13 protein-coding genes are annotated in these 14,163 nt (G+C 69.1%); 7 read left to right on the forward strand and 6 right to left on the reverse strand.

Translation table 11 applies throughout. From position 1 onward, the window contains the following. Positions 1-1,206, reverse strand: coding sequence for a tryptophan--tRNA ligase (locus FFT10_RS09100; RefSeq protein WP_137732472.1), 1,206 nt, complete (start codon positions 1,204-1,206; stop codon positions 1-3). Between the two features lie 77 nt (positions 1,207-1,283). Here FFT10_RS09100 and purN point away from each other — a divergent pair, with 77 nt between their 5' ends. Then, on the forward strand, positions 1,284-1,916 hold the full coding sequence (purN, locus tag FFT10_RS09105; protein ID WP_137732473.1) for a phosphoribosylglycinamide formyltransferase: 633 nt from the start codon (positions 1,284-1,286) through the stop codon (positions 1,914-1,916). Here purN and FFT10_RS09110 read toward each other — a convergent pair. Then, positions 1,895-2,167, reverse strand: coding sequence for a DUF1653 domain-containing protein (locus FFT10_RS09110; RefSeq protein ID WP_137732474.1), 273 nt, complete (start codon positions 2,165-2,167; stop codon positions 1,895-1,897). The two genes, purN and FFT10_RS09110, sit on opposite strands and share 22 nt — an antisense overlap. 18 nt (positions 2,168-2,185) lie before the next feature. Between FFT10_RS09110 and FFT10_RS09115 the strand changes: the two genes are divergently transcribed. The 3 genes from FFT10_RS09115 (at position 2,186) to FFT10_RS09125 (ending at position 6,870) form a co-directional block, all read left to right on the forward strand. After that, entirely contained in the window at positions 2,186-3,445 is a 1,260-nt protein-coding gene (locus tag FFT10_RS09115) for an RsmB/NOP family class I SAM-dependent RNA methyltransferase (RefSeq protein ID WP_137732475.1), read from the forward strand. 179 nt (positions 3,446-3,624) lie between these two features. Beyond that, positions 3,625-4,845: a DesA family fatty acid desaturase gene (locus FFT10_RS09120; RefSeq protein WP_137732476.1), complete on the forward strand. Its 1,221-nt coding sequence runs from the start codon at positions 3,625-3,627 to the stop codon at positions 4,843-4,845. A 180-nt stretch (positions 4,846-5,025) separates the two neighbouring features. After that, positions 5,026-6,870: a S8 family serine peptidase gene (locus FFT10_RS09125; protein ID WP_162520727.1), complete on the forward strand. Its 1,845-nt coding sequence runs from the start codon at positions 5,026-5,028 to the stop codon at positions 6,868-6,870. A 102-nt stretch (positions 6,871-6,972) separates the two neighbouring features. Here FFT10_RS09125 and rpmG read toward each other — a convergent pair whose 3' ends face one another. From rpmG to trxB, 3 genes are all read right to left on the reverse strand, one after another. Then, positions 6,973-7,143, reverse strand: a complete 171-nt coding sequence (rpmG, locus tag FFT10_RS09130) for a 50S ribosomal protein L33 (RefSeq protein ID WP_137732478.1) — start codon at positions 7,141-7,143, stop codon at positions 6,973-6,975. 24 nt (positions 7,144-7,167) lie between these two features. Further along, positions 7,168-7,401 (reverse strand): 50S ribosomal protein L28, encoded by a 234-nt coding sequence (rpmB, locus tag FFT10_RS09135; RefSeq protein ID WP_137732479.1) that lies wholly within the window; start codon positions 7,399-7,401, stop codon positions 7,168-7,170. Positions 7,402-7,602: 201 nt separating this feature from the next. Then, positions 7,603-8,559, reverse strand: coding sequence for a thioredoxin-disulfide reductase (trxB, locus tag FFT10_RS09140; RefSeq protein ID WP_137732480.1), 957 nt, complete (start codon positions 8,557-8,559; stop codon positions 7,603-7,605). Between the two features lie 211 nt (positions 8,560-8,770). Between trxB and FFT10_RS09145 the strand changes: the two genes are divergently transcribed. From FFT10_RS09145 to lolA, 3 genes are read left to right on the forward strand one after another with little or no spacing between them, the layout of a single operon-like run. Further along, a complete protein-coding gene (locus FFT10_RS09145) occupies positions 8,771-9,442 on the forward strand; it encodes a Crp/Fnr family transcriptional regulator (RefSeq protein WP_137732481.1) in 672 nt (223 codons plus the stop codon). 41 nt (positions 9,443-9,483) lie between these two features. After that, on the forward strand, positions 9,484-11,823 hold the full coding sequence (locus tag FFT10_RS09150; protein WP_137732482.1) for a DNA translocase FtsK: 2,340 nt from the start codon (positions 9,484-9,486) through the stop codon (positions 11,821-11,823). Further along, entirely contained in the window at positions 11,820-12,455 is a 636-nt protein-coding gene (gene lolA / locus FFT10_RS09155; protein WP_137732483.1) for an outer membrane lipoprotein periplasmic chaperone LolA, read from the forward strand. The genes FFT10_RS09150 and lolA overlap by 4 nt, the downstream gene beginning before the upstream one ends. A gap of 34 nt (positions 12,456-12,489) precedes the next feature. On the opposite strand, the gene FFT10_RS09160 is transcribed toward lolA, so the two are convergent. Then, positions 12,490-14,160, reverse strand: a complete 1,671-nt coding sequence (locus FFT10_RS09160) for a ShlB/FhaC/HecB family hemolysin secretion/activation protein (RefSeq protein ID WP_137732484.1) — start codon at positions 14,158-14,160, stop codon at positions 12,490-12,492. Positions 14,161-14,163 lie beyond the last annotated feature (3 nt).

The following is a 14,163-nucleotide window of genomic DNA, read 5'->3' on the forward strand; positions in this document are numbered from 1 at the left end:
TCAATAGTTCAGGCCCATGGCCTCGCGCACGTCCTTCATGGTCTGGCGGGCGACTGTGCGGGCCCGCTCGGTGCCCATCTCGACGATCCAGTGGATCTGCCTGGGGTTGGCCAGGTAGGCTTCGGCCCGCTCGCGCCAGGGCTGCTGCTCGCGGACGATGGCATCGATCACCGGCTGCTTGCAGTCCAGGCAGCCGATGCCGGCGGTGGTGCAGCCCTGCTGCACCCAGGCGCGGGTGTCGGCGTCGGTGTAGACCTTGTGGAACTCCCACACCGGGCATTTCTCCGGCGTGCCCGGATCGGTGCGGCGGGCGCGGGCGGGGTCGGTCTTCATGCCGCGCACCTTCTGCGTCACCACCGCCGGGTCGTCGCGCATCGCGATCGAGTTGTTGCGGCTCTTGGCCATCTTGTCGCCGTCCAGGCCGGGCAGCTTGCTGGTCTCGGTCAGCAGCACGTCCGGCTCGGTCAGGATGGACTTGCCGGTGCCCTTCAGGTGGCCCAGCAGCAGCTCGGTTTGGCTCTCGTCCAGCGTGCCGGCGGCCTGCAGCTTGCGCACCAGGGCCTCGCCCTTGGCCAGGGCCTCGGCCACGCCGTCCTGGCCGTAGGCCTTGCGCTGCTTCTCCAGGTAGCGCTGGTCGTCCTTGCCCAGCAGCGCCAGCGCCGCGGCCACCTGGGCGGCGTGGTCGGCAGCGCGGCCGTACAGGTGGTTGAAGCGGCGTGCCACCTCGCGGGTGATCTCCACGTGCGGCGCCTGGTCCTCGCCCACCGGCACATGGCTGGCTCGGTAGATCAGGATGTCGGCGGCCTGCAGCAGCGGGTAGCCCAGGAAGCCGTAGGTGGCGAGGTCCTTGTCCTTGAGCTTCTCGATCTGGTCCTTGTAGGTGGGCATGCGCTCCAGCCAGCCCAGCGGCGTGCCCATCGCCAGCAGGGTGAACAGCTCGGCATGCTCGGGCAGGCGGCTCTGGATGAAGATGGTGGCCTTCTCCGGGTCCAGGCCGGCAGCCAGCCAGTCGATGACCATCTCGTAGACCGATTTCTCGATCACCGCGCGGTCCTCGTAGTGCGTGGTCAGCGCATGCCAGTCGGCCACGAAGTAGAAGCAGTCGTGGTCGTCCTGCAGCCGCACCCAGTTCTTGAGCGCGCCGTGGTAGTGGCCGAGGTGCAGGGCGCCGGTGGGGCGCATGCCGGAGAGTACGCGGGGTCGCATGGAATGGTCCTTGGGTCGAGCCGCGGATTCTGTCAGACGGCCCGGCCTAAACCGGCCCCGTACACTCCCGCCCCGTCATGCAGCGCATCGTCATCCTGGTCTCCGGCCGCGGCAGCAATGCCCAGGCCATCCTGCACGCCTGCACAGCCGAGGGCTGGCCGGCCCGGGTCGTGGCGGTGGTCTCCAACCGGCCGGGCGCTGCCGCGCTGGAGTTTGCCGCGCAACAAGGCATCGCCACGGCGGTGGTCGACCACACGCTGCATGCCAGCCGCGAGGCCTTCGATGCCGCGCTGATGCAGGTGATCGACGGCTTCGCGCCCGACCTGGTGCTGCTGGCCGGCTTCATGCGCATCCTGACCGATGGCTTCGTGCAGCACTACGCCGGCCGGCTGCTGAACATCCATCCGTCGTTGCTGCCGGCCTTTGCCGGCTTGCACACCCACCGCCGCGCCATCGAGGCCGGCTGCAAGCTGGCCGGCGCCACGGTGCACCTGGTGACGCCGACGCTGGACCATGGCCCCATCGTTGCCCAGGCGGTGGTGCCGGTGCGGCCCGACGACACGCCGCAGGCTCTGGCCGAACGGGTGCTGGAGGCCGAGCACCGCCTGTATCCGCTGGCCGTGGGCTGGTGGGTGCGGGGTGAACTGCGGTTGGATGGCGGCGTGGTGCACCACACCGGCGAGGAATCTCAGCTGCTGCTGCCGGCCTGATCGGCATCCACGCGGGCGAAGCGCGGCTGTGTGACGCCGTCGACCACCACCGTCTCGAAGAACATCGCCCAGGGCCGCACCCACAGCGCGCCTTCTCCGTACAGCGGCCGGTACAGCGCCAGCGGCTCCAGCGTCTCGCTGTGGCGCACCGCGCCGACCAGCTCGTACAGGTTGCCCTTGTAGTGGCGGTAGCGGCCCACGGGCACGGCGGGCAGGGGTGGCAGGTCGTCGGTGGGTGCGTCGGTGGACATGGCAGGGATAATCGGCCGATGCATCCTACCGCCCTGCTGGACCTGGCCACTGAACTGCTGCGCGCGGTTCTCAAACTCGACGCCCCGGCCGACAGCATCGTCTCCGCCTTCTTCAAGCGCCATCGCAGCCTGGGCCCGCGCGAGCGGCATGCCCTGGCCGAGACCGCCTACACCGTGCTGCGCCGCCGCCCGCTGTTGCAGCACCTGGCACAGAGCGGCACCGGCGCGCTGGAACGGCGCCTGGCCATTCTGGCCTGGTCGGGCGACGCCAACCTGCTGAAGGGCGCGCTGGGTTCCAACGAAGCCCAGTGGCGCCAGCAGGTCAAGGCCATCGACCCGGCCGGCTTTTCCGACAAGTTCCGCCACAACCTGCCCGACTGGCTGGCCTCGGCCCTGCGCAGCCAACTGGGCGACGAGGCCTTCTGGCCGCTGGTGGCTGCGCTGGACGAACCCGCGCCGCTGGACCTGCGCGTCAACGTGCTCAAGGCCAAGCGCGAGGACATCCTGTCCACCCTCAACCAGGCCGGCCTGCGTGCCGCGCCCACGCCGTTCTCGCCCTGGGGCATCCGGGTGCCGGGCAAGCCGGCGCTGCAGAAGTTCGACGCCTTCGTGCGTGGCGATATCGAGGTGCAGGACGAAGGCAGCCAGCTGCTGGCCCTGCTGGTGGACGCCAAGCGCGGCGAGATGGTGGTCGACTTCTGCGCCGGTGCCGGCGGCAAGACCCTGGCGCTGGGCGCGGCCATGCGCTCGACCGGCCGGCTGTATGCCTTTGACGTCAACGGCCACCGGCTGGATGCGCTGAAGCCGCGCATGGCCCGCAGCGGTCTGAGCAATGTGCATCCGGCGCAGATTGCCCATGAGCGCGACGAGCGCATCAAGCGCCTGGCCGGCAAGATCGACCGGGTGCTCGTGGATGCGCCTTGCTCCGGCCTGGGCACGCTGCGCCGCAATCCCGACCTGAAATGGCGCCAGAGCCCGCAGGCGGTGGCCGAGCTGACCGCCAAGCAGACCGCCATCCTCGACAGCGCCCAGCGGCTGGTGAAGCCGGGCGGGCGGCTGGTCTATGCCACCTGCAGCCTGCTGCGCGACGAGAACGAGGCCATCGCCGAGGCCTTCGGCGCGGCGCACCCGGATTTCATACCGCTGCCGGCCGACGAGGCCCTGGCCGCAGCGCATGTCGACCGGGCTGGCGAGCTGGTGGACAACGGTTACCTGCGCCTCTGGCCCAGCCGCCACGCCACGGATGGATTCTTCGCCGCCGTCTGGCAGCGCAAGTGATTCCAGCGGACGGCCCGCGACCGTCTTGACGTGCCGCAACGGCTGCGCGTTGTTGCGGCGCACAACGCCCCCATCTGGGAAACTGTGCGCTTTCCCGTACGCACAATCCGCATCGGGTTGCCATGGGGGCACCCTTACAATCAAGGACCCGCCTGCTCCTGGGCGGACAAGGCGATTTCATGACTGAGATTTCAACCGTGTGGTTTGCGCTGGTCGACTGGCTGGCCAACGGCCTGTGGGCCGAAGCCACCTGGTGGCAGGTGCTGCTGGTGACCCTGGTGATGACGCACATCACCATCTGCTCGGTCACCATCTTCCTGCACCGTGCGCAGGCGCACCGTGCGCTGGACCTCCATGCGATCCCGTCGCACTTCTTCCGCTTCTGGCTGTGGCTGACCACCGGCATGGTGACGAAGGAATTCGTCGCGGTGCACCGCAAGCACCACGCCAAGTGCGAGACCGAGGAAGACCCGCACAGCCCGCAGACCCGCGGCATCAAGGCCCTGCTGCTCACCGGCGTGGAGCTCTACCGGGCCGAGAGCAAGGTGGCCGAGACGATCACCAAGTACGGCAAGGGCACGCCCGACGACTGGATCGAACGGAACCTCTACACCCGCTACAGCTGGCAGGGCGTGGGCCTGATGCTGATCCTGGACCTGGCCATCTTCGGCGCCATCGGTCTGACGGTGTGGGCAGTGCAGATGCTCTGGATCCCGGTGATGGCCACCGGCATCATCAACGGCATCGGGCACTGGTGGGGCTACCGCAACTTCGAGGCGGCCGATGCATCGACCAACGTGTCGCCCTGGGGCATCCTGATCGGCGGCGAAGAGCTGCACAACAACCACCACACGTACCCCACGTCGGCCAAGTTCTCGGTCAAGCCCTTCGAGTTCGACATCGGCTGGGTCTACATCCGCGGCATGGAGCTGGTGGGCCTGGCCAAGGCGCGCAAGACGGTGCCGCAGCTGAAGCTTGGCGAGATCAAGCCCCAGGCCGATGCCAAGACGCTGGAGGCGGTGATCGCCAACCGCTACGAGGTGATGGCCAAGTACGCGAAGGAGCTGCGCGCCGCCTGCGCCGCCGAGCTGGAGCAGGTCAAGCAGCAGGGCGCCGCCGCCCGCCTGGCCGACCTGCAGCTGGCCAAGCGCTGGTTGCACCGTGATGCCGAGAAGATCCCCAGCGCGGTGTTGCCGCAGCTGGCCAACGCCGTCAACAGCAGCCCCAAGCTGGCTCAGCTGGTGACCATGCGCGAAGAACTGCGCCAGCTGTGGACCCGCACCAATGTGTCGGCCGAGCAGCTGGTCGTCGACCTGCAGCAGTGGTGCAAGCGGGCCGAGAGCAGCGGCATCGACGCGCTGGCCGAGTTCTCGATGAAGCTGCGGGCCGCACGCGCCTGATCGGCTTCCAAGCGCGCATGGACAACGGGCCTTCGGGCCCGTTGTCGTTGGTGGACCGCGCGCCCGGCGGCAGCCGTCGCGTGCGGCGGGCGTCCGTCCAGCGCCAGGCGGGCTTGGTCGCATGGCGGCCGTTGGCTGCGTGTGCTGGCTAGCATGCTCGAACCCGCTCCAGAGACCACCATGCTGCGCCCACTGCCCCTCACCCTCACCGCTGCCCTGATCGCCATCGGCCCGCTGCTGGCGGCGATCCAGCCCGCCGCCGCGGCCACCACGGCGGCGCGGCAGACTGTCACCCGCGCCGATCAGCTGCCACGCCGTGCGCATGTGCTGCCCCAGCTGCCCAGTGCGCTGTTGACGGCACCGCTGGCCGACCTGCAGGCGCTGGGCGCGCAGGTCGAAGCCCTGCTGGCGGCCGACCTGGCGGCCTACGACATCCAGGACAACGCCACGCTGCGCGACCTCTACGGCGCGATGGCGTCGCTGGCGCAGCTGCGTGGTGACTGGTCGGCCGTGCCCGGCTGGACGGCCAGGGCCCGCGCGTTGCAGGACAAGCCCGGCGCGCGCCTGGCCAGCGGCGTGCTGACCGACCTGCTGACCCAGCAACGCCAGGAGCAGCGCGACGCCAGCTGGCTGCAAGCCGAAGTGGCAAGGCGTTTCGGTGCGATGCCCTGGGCCGATGTGCAGGACATCGTCAAGAGCAACAAGGGCAGCATCGAGACCTACAACCCCGAACTGGTGCGCGGTGCGGTGCAGGCCCAGCTGGATGCGGTGGCGCGCAACGGCGGGATGTCGGTGCCCGAGAGCCTGCTGCTGTCGATCATCAGCGCCCGCATGCAGATCGAGCTGCTGGCGCCCAGCAGGCAGGCGGTGGTGCAGGGCCTGCAGCGTGTGGTCGAGGCCAACACCCGCACTGCGGCCATGGCCGACGTCTGGACACTGCGCACCTTTGCCATCGCCCCGGATGCCAAGGCCAGCCCGGTGGTGGTGGGCGTGTGGGATTCCGGCGTTGACCTGGCGCTGTTCAAGGCCGCAGCGGGACGCGGCATCGCCTTCGGCGATGGCGGGCAGCCGGCGGCCGATCTGCTGCGCCCGCTGGGTACGGCCGAGCCACGCTGGCCGCAGCTGCGCGGGCTGGTCAAGGGCGCCATGGACCAACGCGCCGCGCTGGACACGCCCGATGCCCAGCGGTTCCGTGCCACGCTGGCGGCGCTGAAGGCCGACGACGTGCGCGGCTTCAGCGAGGACATGGCCTTGGCCGGCATGTATGTGCATGGCACGCATGTCGCCGGCATTGCCGTCGACGGCAACCCGTTCGCCCAGGTCTATGCCGCCACGATGCTGTGGAGCCACCTGTCGACGCCGTCGAAGCCGGGCGAGGCGCGCTCACGCGCCTGGGCGGCGGCCTACCAGGCCACGGTGGACGGCTTCAAGTCGGCCGGCGTGCGGGTGGTGAACATGAGCTGGCGCTACGGACCGGCCGCCATCGAGGGCATGCTGGCCTTCCACAACCTGGGCGGCACGCCCGAGGCCCGCAAGCAGGAGGCCCTGCGCCTGTTCGCCATCGAGCGCGATGCGCTGCGCGAGGCCATGGCCGGTGCGCCCGGCATTCTGTTCGTCGCCGGGGCCGGCAACGAGGACAACAGCGCCGACTTCCAGGAGTACATCCCGGCCGGCCTGTCGCTGCCGAACCTGATCACCGTGGGCGCCGTCGACCGGGCCGGGCAGGAGACCAGTTTCTCCACCTTCGGCAAGACGGTGGTGGTGCATGCCAACGGCTTCGAGGTCGACAGCCCGGTGCCCGGCGGCGTGCGGATGAAACTCAGCGGTACCAGCATGGCCAGCCCGCAGGTGGCCAACCTGGCGGCCAAGCTGCTGGCGCTGCAGCCCGCGCTGACGCCGGTGCAACTGAAGGCGCTGATCCTCGATGGTGCCGAGCGGCTGCCGGGCGCCGACGGCCAGCCGGGGCGCGTGAACCTGCTGCATCCACGACGCAGCGCACAACTGGCGGGCTTGAAGATCGAGTGATGCCCTGATCGGGCCCACCATGCAACAAGGGCCGCGTCCTGCCGGACGCGGCCCTTGTCGGTGAAGCTGGCAACCCGCCCGGCAGGCCGGGCAGGCGTCACATCACTTCAGCTTGATTTCCTTGAACAGGACGTGCTTGCGCGCCTTCGGGTCGAACTTCATGAATTCGAGCTTTTCGGGCGTGGTCTTCTTGTTCTTGTTGGTCGTGTAGAAGAAGCCGGTTCCTGCGGTGGATTCCAGCTTGATCTTTTCGCGTCCGCCTTTGGCTGCCATGGTGTGCTCCGGGTGTGCGGTTGATTACAGCGCGTTCTTGGCGCGCAGGTCGGCCACGACCTGGTCGATGCCGACCTTGTCGATCAGGCGCAGGGCGGCGTTGGTGATGCGCAGACGCACCCAACGGTTCTCGCTCTCGACCCAGAAGCGGCGGTATTGCAGGTTGGGCAACCAGCGACGCTTGGTCTTGTTGTTGGCGTGGGAGACATTGTTTCCCACCATCGGGCGCTTGCCCGTGACTTGACAGACGCGTGCCATGACGCTTCTCCAGAACTTGACTGTTGCAGGCACGGCAACCAGCGCAAGGTTGCAGACGGTGGACCCGACGGCTGGTGCAGCATCTGCTGCACCCCTTGATGGCTGCCTTTGAATCGGCCTGGCGACTGTGTCAGCCGCCAGTGCCTTGCTTTTCGGCAAAGACCATGATTATAGCCAGAAATCTGGCGGCGTCGGCAGGTCTCAGGCCTGTTGTTCCAGGAAACGCTGCGCATCCAGCGCGGCCATGCAGCCGGTGCCGGCCGAGGTGATGGCCTGGCGGTAGACATGGTCCTGCACATCGCCCGCGGCAAACACGCCGGGCACGCTGGTCATCGTTGCGAAGCCGTTCAGACCCGAGCGGGTGACGATGTAGCCGTCCTTCATCTCCAGCTGGCCCTTGAAGATGTCGGTGTTGGGCTGGTGGCCGATGGCGATGAAGCAGCCCTTGAGCGTCAGGTCTTCGGTGGCGCCGGTGTTCACGTTCTTCAGCCGCACGCCAGTGACGCCGGTCTGGTCGCCCAGCACCTCGTCCAGCGTGGAATGCAGGTGCAGCTGGATGCGGCCGGCGGCCACCTTCTCCTGCACCTTGTCGATCATGATGGCCTCGGCGCGGAACTTGTCGCGCCGGTGCACCAGGTGCACCTTGCTGGCGATGTTGGACAGGTACAGCGCCTCTTCGACTGCGGTGTTGCCGCCGCCGACCACGGCCACCTCATCGCCGCGGTAGAAGAAACCGTCGCAGGTGGCGCAGCCGCTGACGCCGCGGCCCATGAAGGCGCTTTCCGATGGCAGGCCCAGGTACTTGGCCGATGCGCCGGTGGCGATCACCAGGCTGTCGCAGGTGTAGGTGCCGCTGTCGCCGGTGAGGGTGAACGGGCGCTTGGAGAGATCGACCGCATTGATGTGGTCGAACACCATCTGGGTGTTGAAGCGCTCGGCATGCTTCTGGAAGCGCTCCATCAGCTCGGGGCCTTGCACGCCCATCACGTCGGCGGGCCAGTTGTCGACTTCGGTGGTGGTCATCAGCTGGCCGCCTTGGGCCATGCCGGTGATCAGCACCGGCTTGAGGTTGGCGCGGGCGGCATAGATGGCCGCGGAGTAGCCGGCCGGGCCGGAGCCCAGGATCAGCACCTGGGCGTGCAGGATGGGGGTGCTCATGACAGTTCCATGGAGGTGGGTGGCCGGTGCCGGGCGGGTTGCCCGGAGGCCGTCCAGGAATTGTCACATGGGGTGCATACCGGCATGCCGCAGGCGTTTCGATCGGCACAATAGAGAAAATCTGCTCGAATCTGGCCCTCGAAGCCCATGCTGTTTGCGCGTTTGGCGCAATCAGTCACAGAACACACTGCTGCCAGGAAGGGAAATCACCATGTCCATGCTGACGAATCTCGATTTGATCCGGCGCGTGCCGCTGTTCTCGATGTTGACGAACGACCAGGCGCAGGCGATTGCCGACAGCGTCGTCAAGCGGCGCTTCCGCCGCGGCGAACTGGTGGTGGAGCAGGGCCGCAAGAGCAACACGCTGTTCATCCTGCTCAATGGCCGGGCGCGGGTGCTCACCTCCGACAGCCGCGGCCGCGAGGTCATCCTGGCGGTGCTGGAAAGCGGCGACTATGTCGGCGAGATGAGCCTGATCGACAACGAGGCCCATTCGGCCACGGTGCGCTGCGAGATCCAGACGGACATGCTGATCCTGGGCCGGGCCGACTTCGCCCGCTGCCTGCCGGAGCATTCCAGCCTCAGCTACGCCATCCTGCGTGGCCTGGTGCGGCGCCTGCGCCATGCCGACCGGCAGATCGAGTCGCTGGCGCTGCTGGATGTGTACGGCCGCGTGGCCCGCACGCTGCTGGAGATGTCGGAAGACATCAATGGCGTCAAGACCATCCGCAACAAGGTCTCGCGCCAGGACATGGCCAAGGTCGTCGGCGCCAGCCGCGAGATGGTCAGCCGGGTGATGAAGGACCTGGAAGAGCGCGGCGTCATCGAGACGCAGGAGAACGGCTCGGTGGTCATCAAGGAACGGGCTGCGCAGCCTGAGTAGGTTCGCCGGCCTTCTGGCTGGCTTGCGCCACAATCAGGCGCATGACCTTTCCCCTGGGATCGCTGCAGCGCGATGGCGCTGTGACGTTGGCCTCGCAACGGTCCGCCGATGCGCAGGAAGCGCCCCGCTGGCGCCCGCAACTGCTGCTGCTCGCCGGCGGCGTGCTGTGGCTGCTGATGCTGCTGGCACTCGCCAGCCACCAGGCGGCCGACCCCGGCTTCTCCACGTCCGGCACCGGTGCGCCGGTGGCCAACTGGGCCGGCCTGCTGGGCGCCTGGGCCTCTGACCTGACGCTGTTCCTGTTCGGCTATTCGGCCTGGTGGCTGATGCTGGTGGGCGCGCGCGCCTGGCTGGCCCTGCTGGCGCGCAGCCTGCGCGGCCCGCTCGCGGCCGATGGGCCCGCCACGCCCGCCTGGTGGTTCTGGGCCGGCCTGGTGCTGCTGATGGCTGCCAGCTGCGGTCTGGAATGGACCCGCCTCTACCGGCTGGATGCCGCCGTGCCTGGCGGTCAGGCCGGCGGCGTGCTGGGCGCGGTGGTGGGCGGTCTGTCGATGCGCTGGCTGGGCTTTGCCGGCTCGGGCGTGTTGTGGATTGCCGGCCTGGTGCTGGGTGTGTCGCTGGCCATGCGTTTTTCCTGGGCCCGGGTGGCCGATGGCCTGGGCCAGCGCATCGAGGGCCTGTGGCGAGCCCAGGCCGACAAGCGCGAAGTCAAGGAAGACCTGCGCATCGCCGAGGTGCTGACACGCGAACGCGAACTGGTCGTCGAGGAAGAGCGCGCCGTGGTCGAGGACCACGCCCCCATCGTCATCGAGGAGACGATGGTCGAGGTGCCCAAGAGCACCCGGGTGGCCAAGGAGCGGCAGAAGCCGCTGTTCACCGAGCTGGCCGACACCAAGCTGCCGCAAGTGGACTTGCTGGACGCCGCACCGGCGGTGCGGGTGGATTCGGTGACGCCCGAATCGCTGGAGATGACCTCGCGCATGATCGAGAAGAAGCTGCGCGACTTCGGCGTGGAAGTGCGCGTGGTGGCGGCCAGCCCCGGCCCGGTGATCACCCGCTACGAGATCGAGCCGGCCACCGGCGTCAAGGGCAGCCAGGTGGTCAACCTCGCCAAGGACCTGGCACGTTCGCTCAGCCTGGTCAGCATCCGGGTGGTGGAGACCATCCCCGGCCGCACCACCATGGCGCTGGAGCTGCCCAATGCCAAGCGGCAGATGATCCGCCTGGCCGAGATCCTGGGCTCGCAGATCTACCACGATGCCGCCTCGCAGCTGACCATGGGCCTGGGCAAGGACATCGTCGGCGCGCCGATGGTGGCCGATCTGGCCAAGATGCCGCACTGCCTGGTGGCCGGCACCACCGGCTCGGGCAAGTCGGTGGGCATCAACGCGATGATCCTGAGCCTGCTCTACAAGGCCGAGGCGCGGGATGTGCGGCTGATCCTGATCGACCCGAAGATGCTGGAGATGAGCGTCTACGAGGGCATTCCGCACCTGCTGTGCCCGGTGGTGACGGACATGAAGCAGGCTGCCAACGCGCTGAACTGGTGCGTGGGCGAGATGGAGCGCCGCTACAAGCTGATGTCCAAGATGGGCGTGCGCAACCTGGCCGGCTACAACAAGAAGCTCGATGAAGCCAAGGCCCGTGGCGAGCTGATCCCCAACCCGTTCAGCCTGACGCCGGAAGAGCCCGAGCCGCTGGAGCGCCTGCCCTTCGTGGTGGTGGTGATCGACGAGCTGGCCGACCTGATGATGGTGGTGGGCAAGAAGATCGAGGAGCTGATCGCCCGCCTGGCGCAGAAGGCCCGCGCGGCCGGCATCCACCTGATCCTGGCCACCCAGCGGCCCAGCGTGGACGTGATCACCGGCCTGATCAAGGCCAACATCCCCACGCGGCTGAGCTTCCAGGTCAGCAGCAAGATCGACAGCCGCACCATCCTCGACCAGATGGGCGCCGAGGCGCTGCTGGGCCAGGGCGACATGCTGTACCTGACGCCCGGCGGCGGCCTGCCGGTGCGGGTGCACGGCGCCTTCGTGTCCGACGAGGAAGTGCACCGGGTGGTCGAGTACATCAAGAGCCAGGGCGAGCCCAACTACATCGAGGGCATCCTCGAGGGCGGTACGCTCGACGGCGATGGCGATGCCCCGGGTGGCGGTGGCGGCGGCGGTGGCGGCGATGCCGAAAGCGACCCGATGTACGACCAGGCGGTGGCCATCGTGCTGCAGAACAAGAAGGCCAGCATCTCGCTGGTGCAGCGCCATCTGCGCATCGGCTACAACCGCGCCGCGCGGCTGCTGGAGCAGATGGAGAAGAGTGGCCTGGTCTCGGCCCTGTCGCCCAGCGGCAACCGCGATCTGCTGGTGCCAAGGCGCGACGAATGACCACCCTCCACACACGCCGCCGCCTGGTGGGCCTGCTGCTGCCGCTGGGCCTGGCCCTGGCGCTGCCATCGGCCCGGGCCGATGCGGTGGACACGCTGCGCGCCTTCACCCGTGAGGTGCAGACCGGCCGCGCCAGCTTCACCCAGACGGTGACCTCGCCCGACGGTGCCCGCAAGAAGACGTCGACCGGCAGTTTCGAGTTCAGCCGGCCCAACCGTTTCCGCTTCGCCTACAGCAAACCCTTCGAGCAGCTGATCGTCAGTGACGGGGCCAAGGTCTGGCTGCACGACATCGACCTGAACCAAGTCAGCGTGCGCCTGCTCGACCAGGCGCTGGGCGGCACGCCGGCGGCGCTGCTGGCCGGCGGCACGCTGGAGAAGGACTTCGAGCTGGCGGCCCAGCCGGCCAAGGATGGGCTGGACTGGGTGCTGGCCACGCCGCGCTCCAAGGATGGCAGCGTCACCCAGCTGCGGGTGGGCTTCCGCGGCAAGGAGCTGGCGGCGCTCGAGATCGTCGACGCGTTCGGCCAGCGTTCGCAGCTGCAGTTCAGCGGCGTGCAGCAGGGGCTGGCGCTGCCGGCCGAGCGCTTCCGCTTCGTGCCGCCGCCGGGCGTGGACGTGATCGGGCCCTGACGGCTGGCCGCTGCACGGCCCGGCCCCGGGGCGTTCAGAAGCGGTGGCCGATGTTCACCCACAGCCGGGGGCTGCTGCCGTGGCCGCCATCGGCCTGCGCCGGGCCGCCGCGGCTGGACCAGGCGGCGGCTGCATCGGCTTGCCAGCGGCCATGCTGCCAACGCAGGCCCACGCCGCCGCCGGCCAGCTGGCGACGGTTGATGTCGCTGGCCCGGACGGGCCGGGTGTTGATCTGCACCTCGCCGGCATCGGCAAACAGGTACGGCGCCCAGGTGCCGGCGTCGTACCGCAGCTCGGCCTGCAGCAGCCAGGCCTGGTCGCCCGTGGCCTCCCCGCTGGGGTAGGCGCGCACGCCCGCGGTGCCGCCCAGGCTGGTGCGCTCGGAGGAGTCGAGGTTGCGGCTGGCCCATTGCGCGCTCATCCGCCCCAGCAGGCTGAACCGACCGGGCAGCGACTGCAGGCGGGCCAGGTCCAGGTTGACCTTTTGGAAGCGTCCGCGGGTCTGGTTGGTGTCGTTGACCACCTGGTCGGCCGGCAGGCGCAGACGCCCGCCGGTCCAGCCCAGGCTGCCGAAGACCAGACCGCCGCCACCGATCTCGTCGCGCCAGTCCAGGTCCCAGCTGATGGGCAGTGTGGTGCTGGCCTTGCGGGCCTGTGTGCCGGCCTGGTCGTCGCGCAGCCGCTTGCGCTGCAGCTGTGCCGTCACCTGCAGGTTGGCCTGGTGGCTGCGCAACAGCGGGTAGCCCAGCCCCAGGCTGGCCACCTGTGCGGTGCCGGTGGCGCCCAGGCGTGCGAACTCGCGCCCCAGTGCATAGCGGGTGTGGGCATAGAACGTCATGGCGCGCCAACCCTGGCCGCCCAGCGGCGCGGCATAGGCCAGGCTGCCCAGCCAGAGCCGCTCGTCGCTGCGCATGAGGCGCAGGCTCCAGCGGTCGCCCAGCAGACCGGGGCTGTTCCAGTCGACGCTGGCATGCAGACGGTGCTGCCCGCTGTAGCGGTTGCCATGGTTGTCCAGCGCCACGGCGCCGGTCCAAGATGGGCCTTGCGCCAGCGTGACCAGCAGGTCGCCGGTGCCGGGCGCGGTGCCGGGTTGCACCACCGGCGTCGACAGCACCCCCGGCAGGTCGGCCAGCAGCAGGACGGCACGTTCCAGCGCCGGGCCGTGGATCACGCTGCCGGTCGTGAGCCTGGCCAGGTAGGCCTGGCCTGCCTGCGCCCAGGCATTGTTGTCGGCCCGGGCTTCGGCGCTGCCATAGCGGCCTTCCACCACCGTGATCTGCAGCCTGCCGTCGTCGAGCGGCTGGGCAGGCAGGATGGCGCGGGCGAACAGGTAGCCCGCGCCACGGTAGTGGCTGCTGATGCGGTCGGCCAACGCGCGCAGTCCGGCCATGTCCAGCGGCCGGCCGATGGCGTCGGCCACCAGGCCTTGCAGCACCTCGGTGCTGACCACCGTGTGGCCGCTGAACTGCACCGCCTGCAACTGCACCTGGGGCCCGCCCGGCGCCACCGTGTCGGTCAGCGGTTGCGGCAGCCGCAGTGGCTGGTCAGCGCGCGGCGGTTGGGGCTGGGCCCGCTGCAGCTGCAGGATCTGGCCGGCGTCGGGCACGGCTTGCGCATGGGCGTTGCCGGACTGCGCGGCGTGCAGCAGGCAGGCCGCAGCCGCCAGGGCCAGCGCATGGAGACGGCGGGAGGAGCCAGTGGTCATGGA

It is taken from the genome of Pseudaquabacterium pictum, assembly GCF_005403045.1.
In the GTDB taxonomy this organism is placed as follows: domain Bacteria; phylum Pseudomonadota; class Gammaproteobacteria; order Burkholderiales; family Burkholderiaceae_C; genus Pseudaquabacterium; species Pseudaquabacterium pictum.

What these genes read in the sequence shown, in the direction of transcription:
- FFT10_RS09150 (WP_137732482.1), top strand. Translation starts at nt 9,484, where the DNA reads ATGACCTTTCCCCTGGGATCGCTGCAGCGCGATGGCGCTGTGACGTTG.
- FFT10_RS09100 (WP_137732472.1), bottom strand. Translation starts at nt 1,206, where the DNA reads ATGCGACCCCGCGTACTCTCCGGCATGCGCCCCACCGGCGCCCTGCAC.
- FFT10_RS09160 (WP_137732484.1), bottom strand. Translation starts at nt 14,160, where the DNA reads ATGACCACTGGCTCCTCCCGCCGTCTCCATGCGCTGGCCCTGGCGGCT.
- FFT10_RS09120 (WP_137732476.1), top strand. Translation starts at nt 3,625, where the DNA reads ATGACTGAGATTTCAACCGTGTGGTTTGCGCTGGTCGACTGGCTGGCC.
- rpmG (WP_137732478.1), bottom strand. Translation starts at nt 7,143, where the DNA reads ATGGCAGCCAAAGGCGGACGCGAAAAGATCAAGCTGGAATCCACCGCA.
- FFT10_RS09110 (WP_137732474.1), bottom strand. Translation starts at nt 2,167, where the DNA reads ATGTCCACCGACGCACCCACCGACGACCTGCCACCCCTGCCCGCCGTG.
- rpmB (WP_137732479.1), bottom strand. Translation starts at nt 7,401, where the DNA reads ATGGCACGCGTCTGTCAAGTCACGGGCAAGCGCCCGATGGTGGGAAAC.
- lolA (WP_137732483.1), top strand. Translation starts at nt 11,820, where the DNA reads ATGACCACCCTCCACACACGCCGCCGCCTGGTGGGCCTGCTGCTGCCG.
- FFT10_RS09115 (WP_137732475.1), top strand. Translation starts at nt 2,186, where the DNA reads ATGCATCCTACCGCCCTGCTGGACCTGGCCACTGAACTGCTGCGCGCG.
- trxB (WP_137732480.1), bottom strand. Translation starts at nt 8,559, where the DNA reads ATGAGCACCCCCATCCTGCACGCCCAGGTGCTGATCCTGGGCTCCGGC.
- purN (WP_137732473.1), top strand. Translation starts at nt 1,284, where the DNA reads ATGCAGCGCATCGTCATCCTGGTCTCCGGCCGCGGCAGCAATGCCCAG.
- FFT10_RS09145 (WP_137732481.1), top strand. Translation starts at nt 8,771, where the DNA reads ATGTCCATGCTGACGAATCTCGATTTGATCCGGCGCGTGCCGCTGTTC.
- FFT10_RS09125 (WP_162520727.1), top strand. Translation starts at nt 5,026, where the DNA reads ATGCTGCGCCCACTGCCCCTCACCCTCACCGCTGCCCTGATCGCCATC.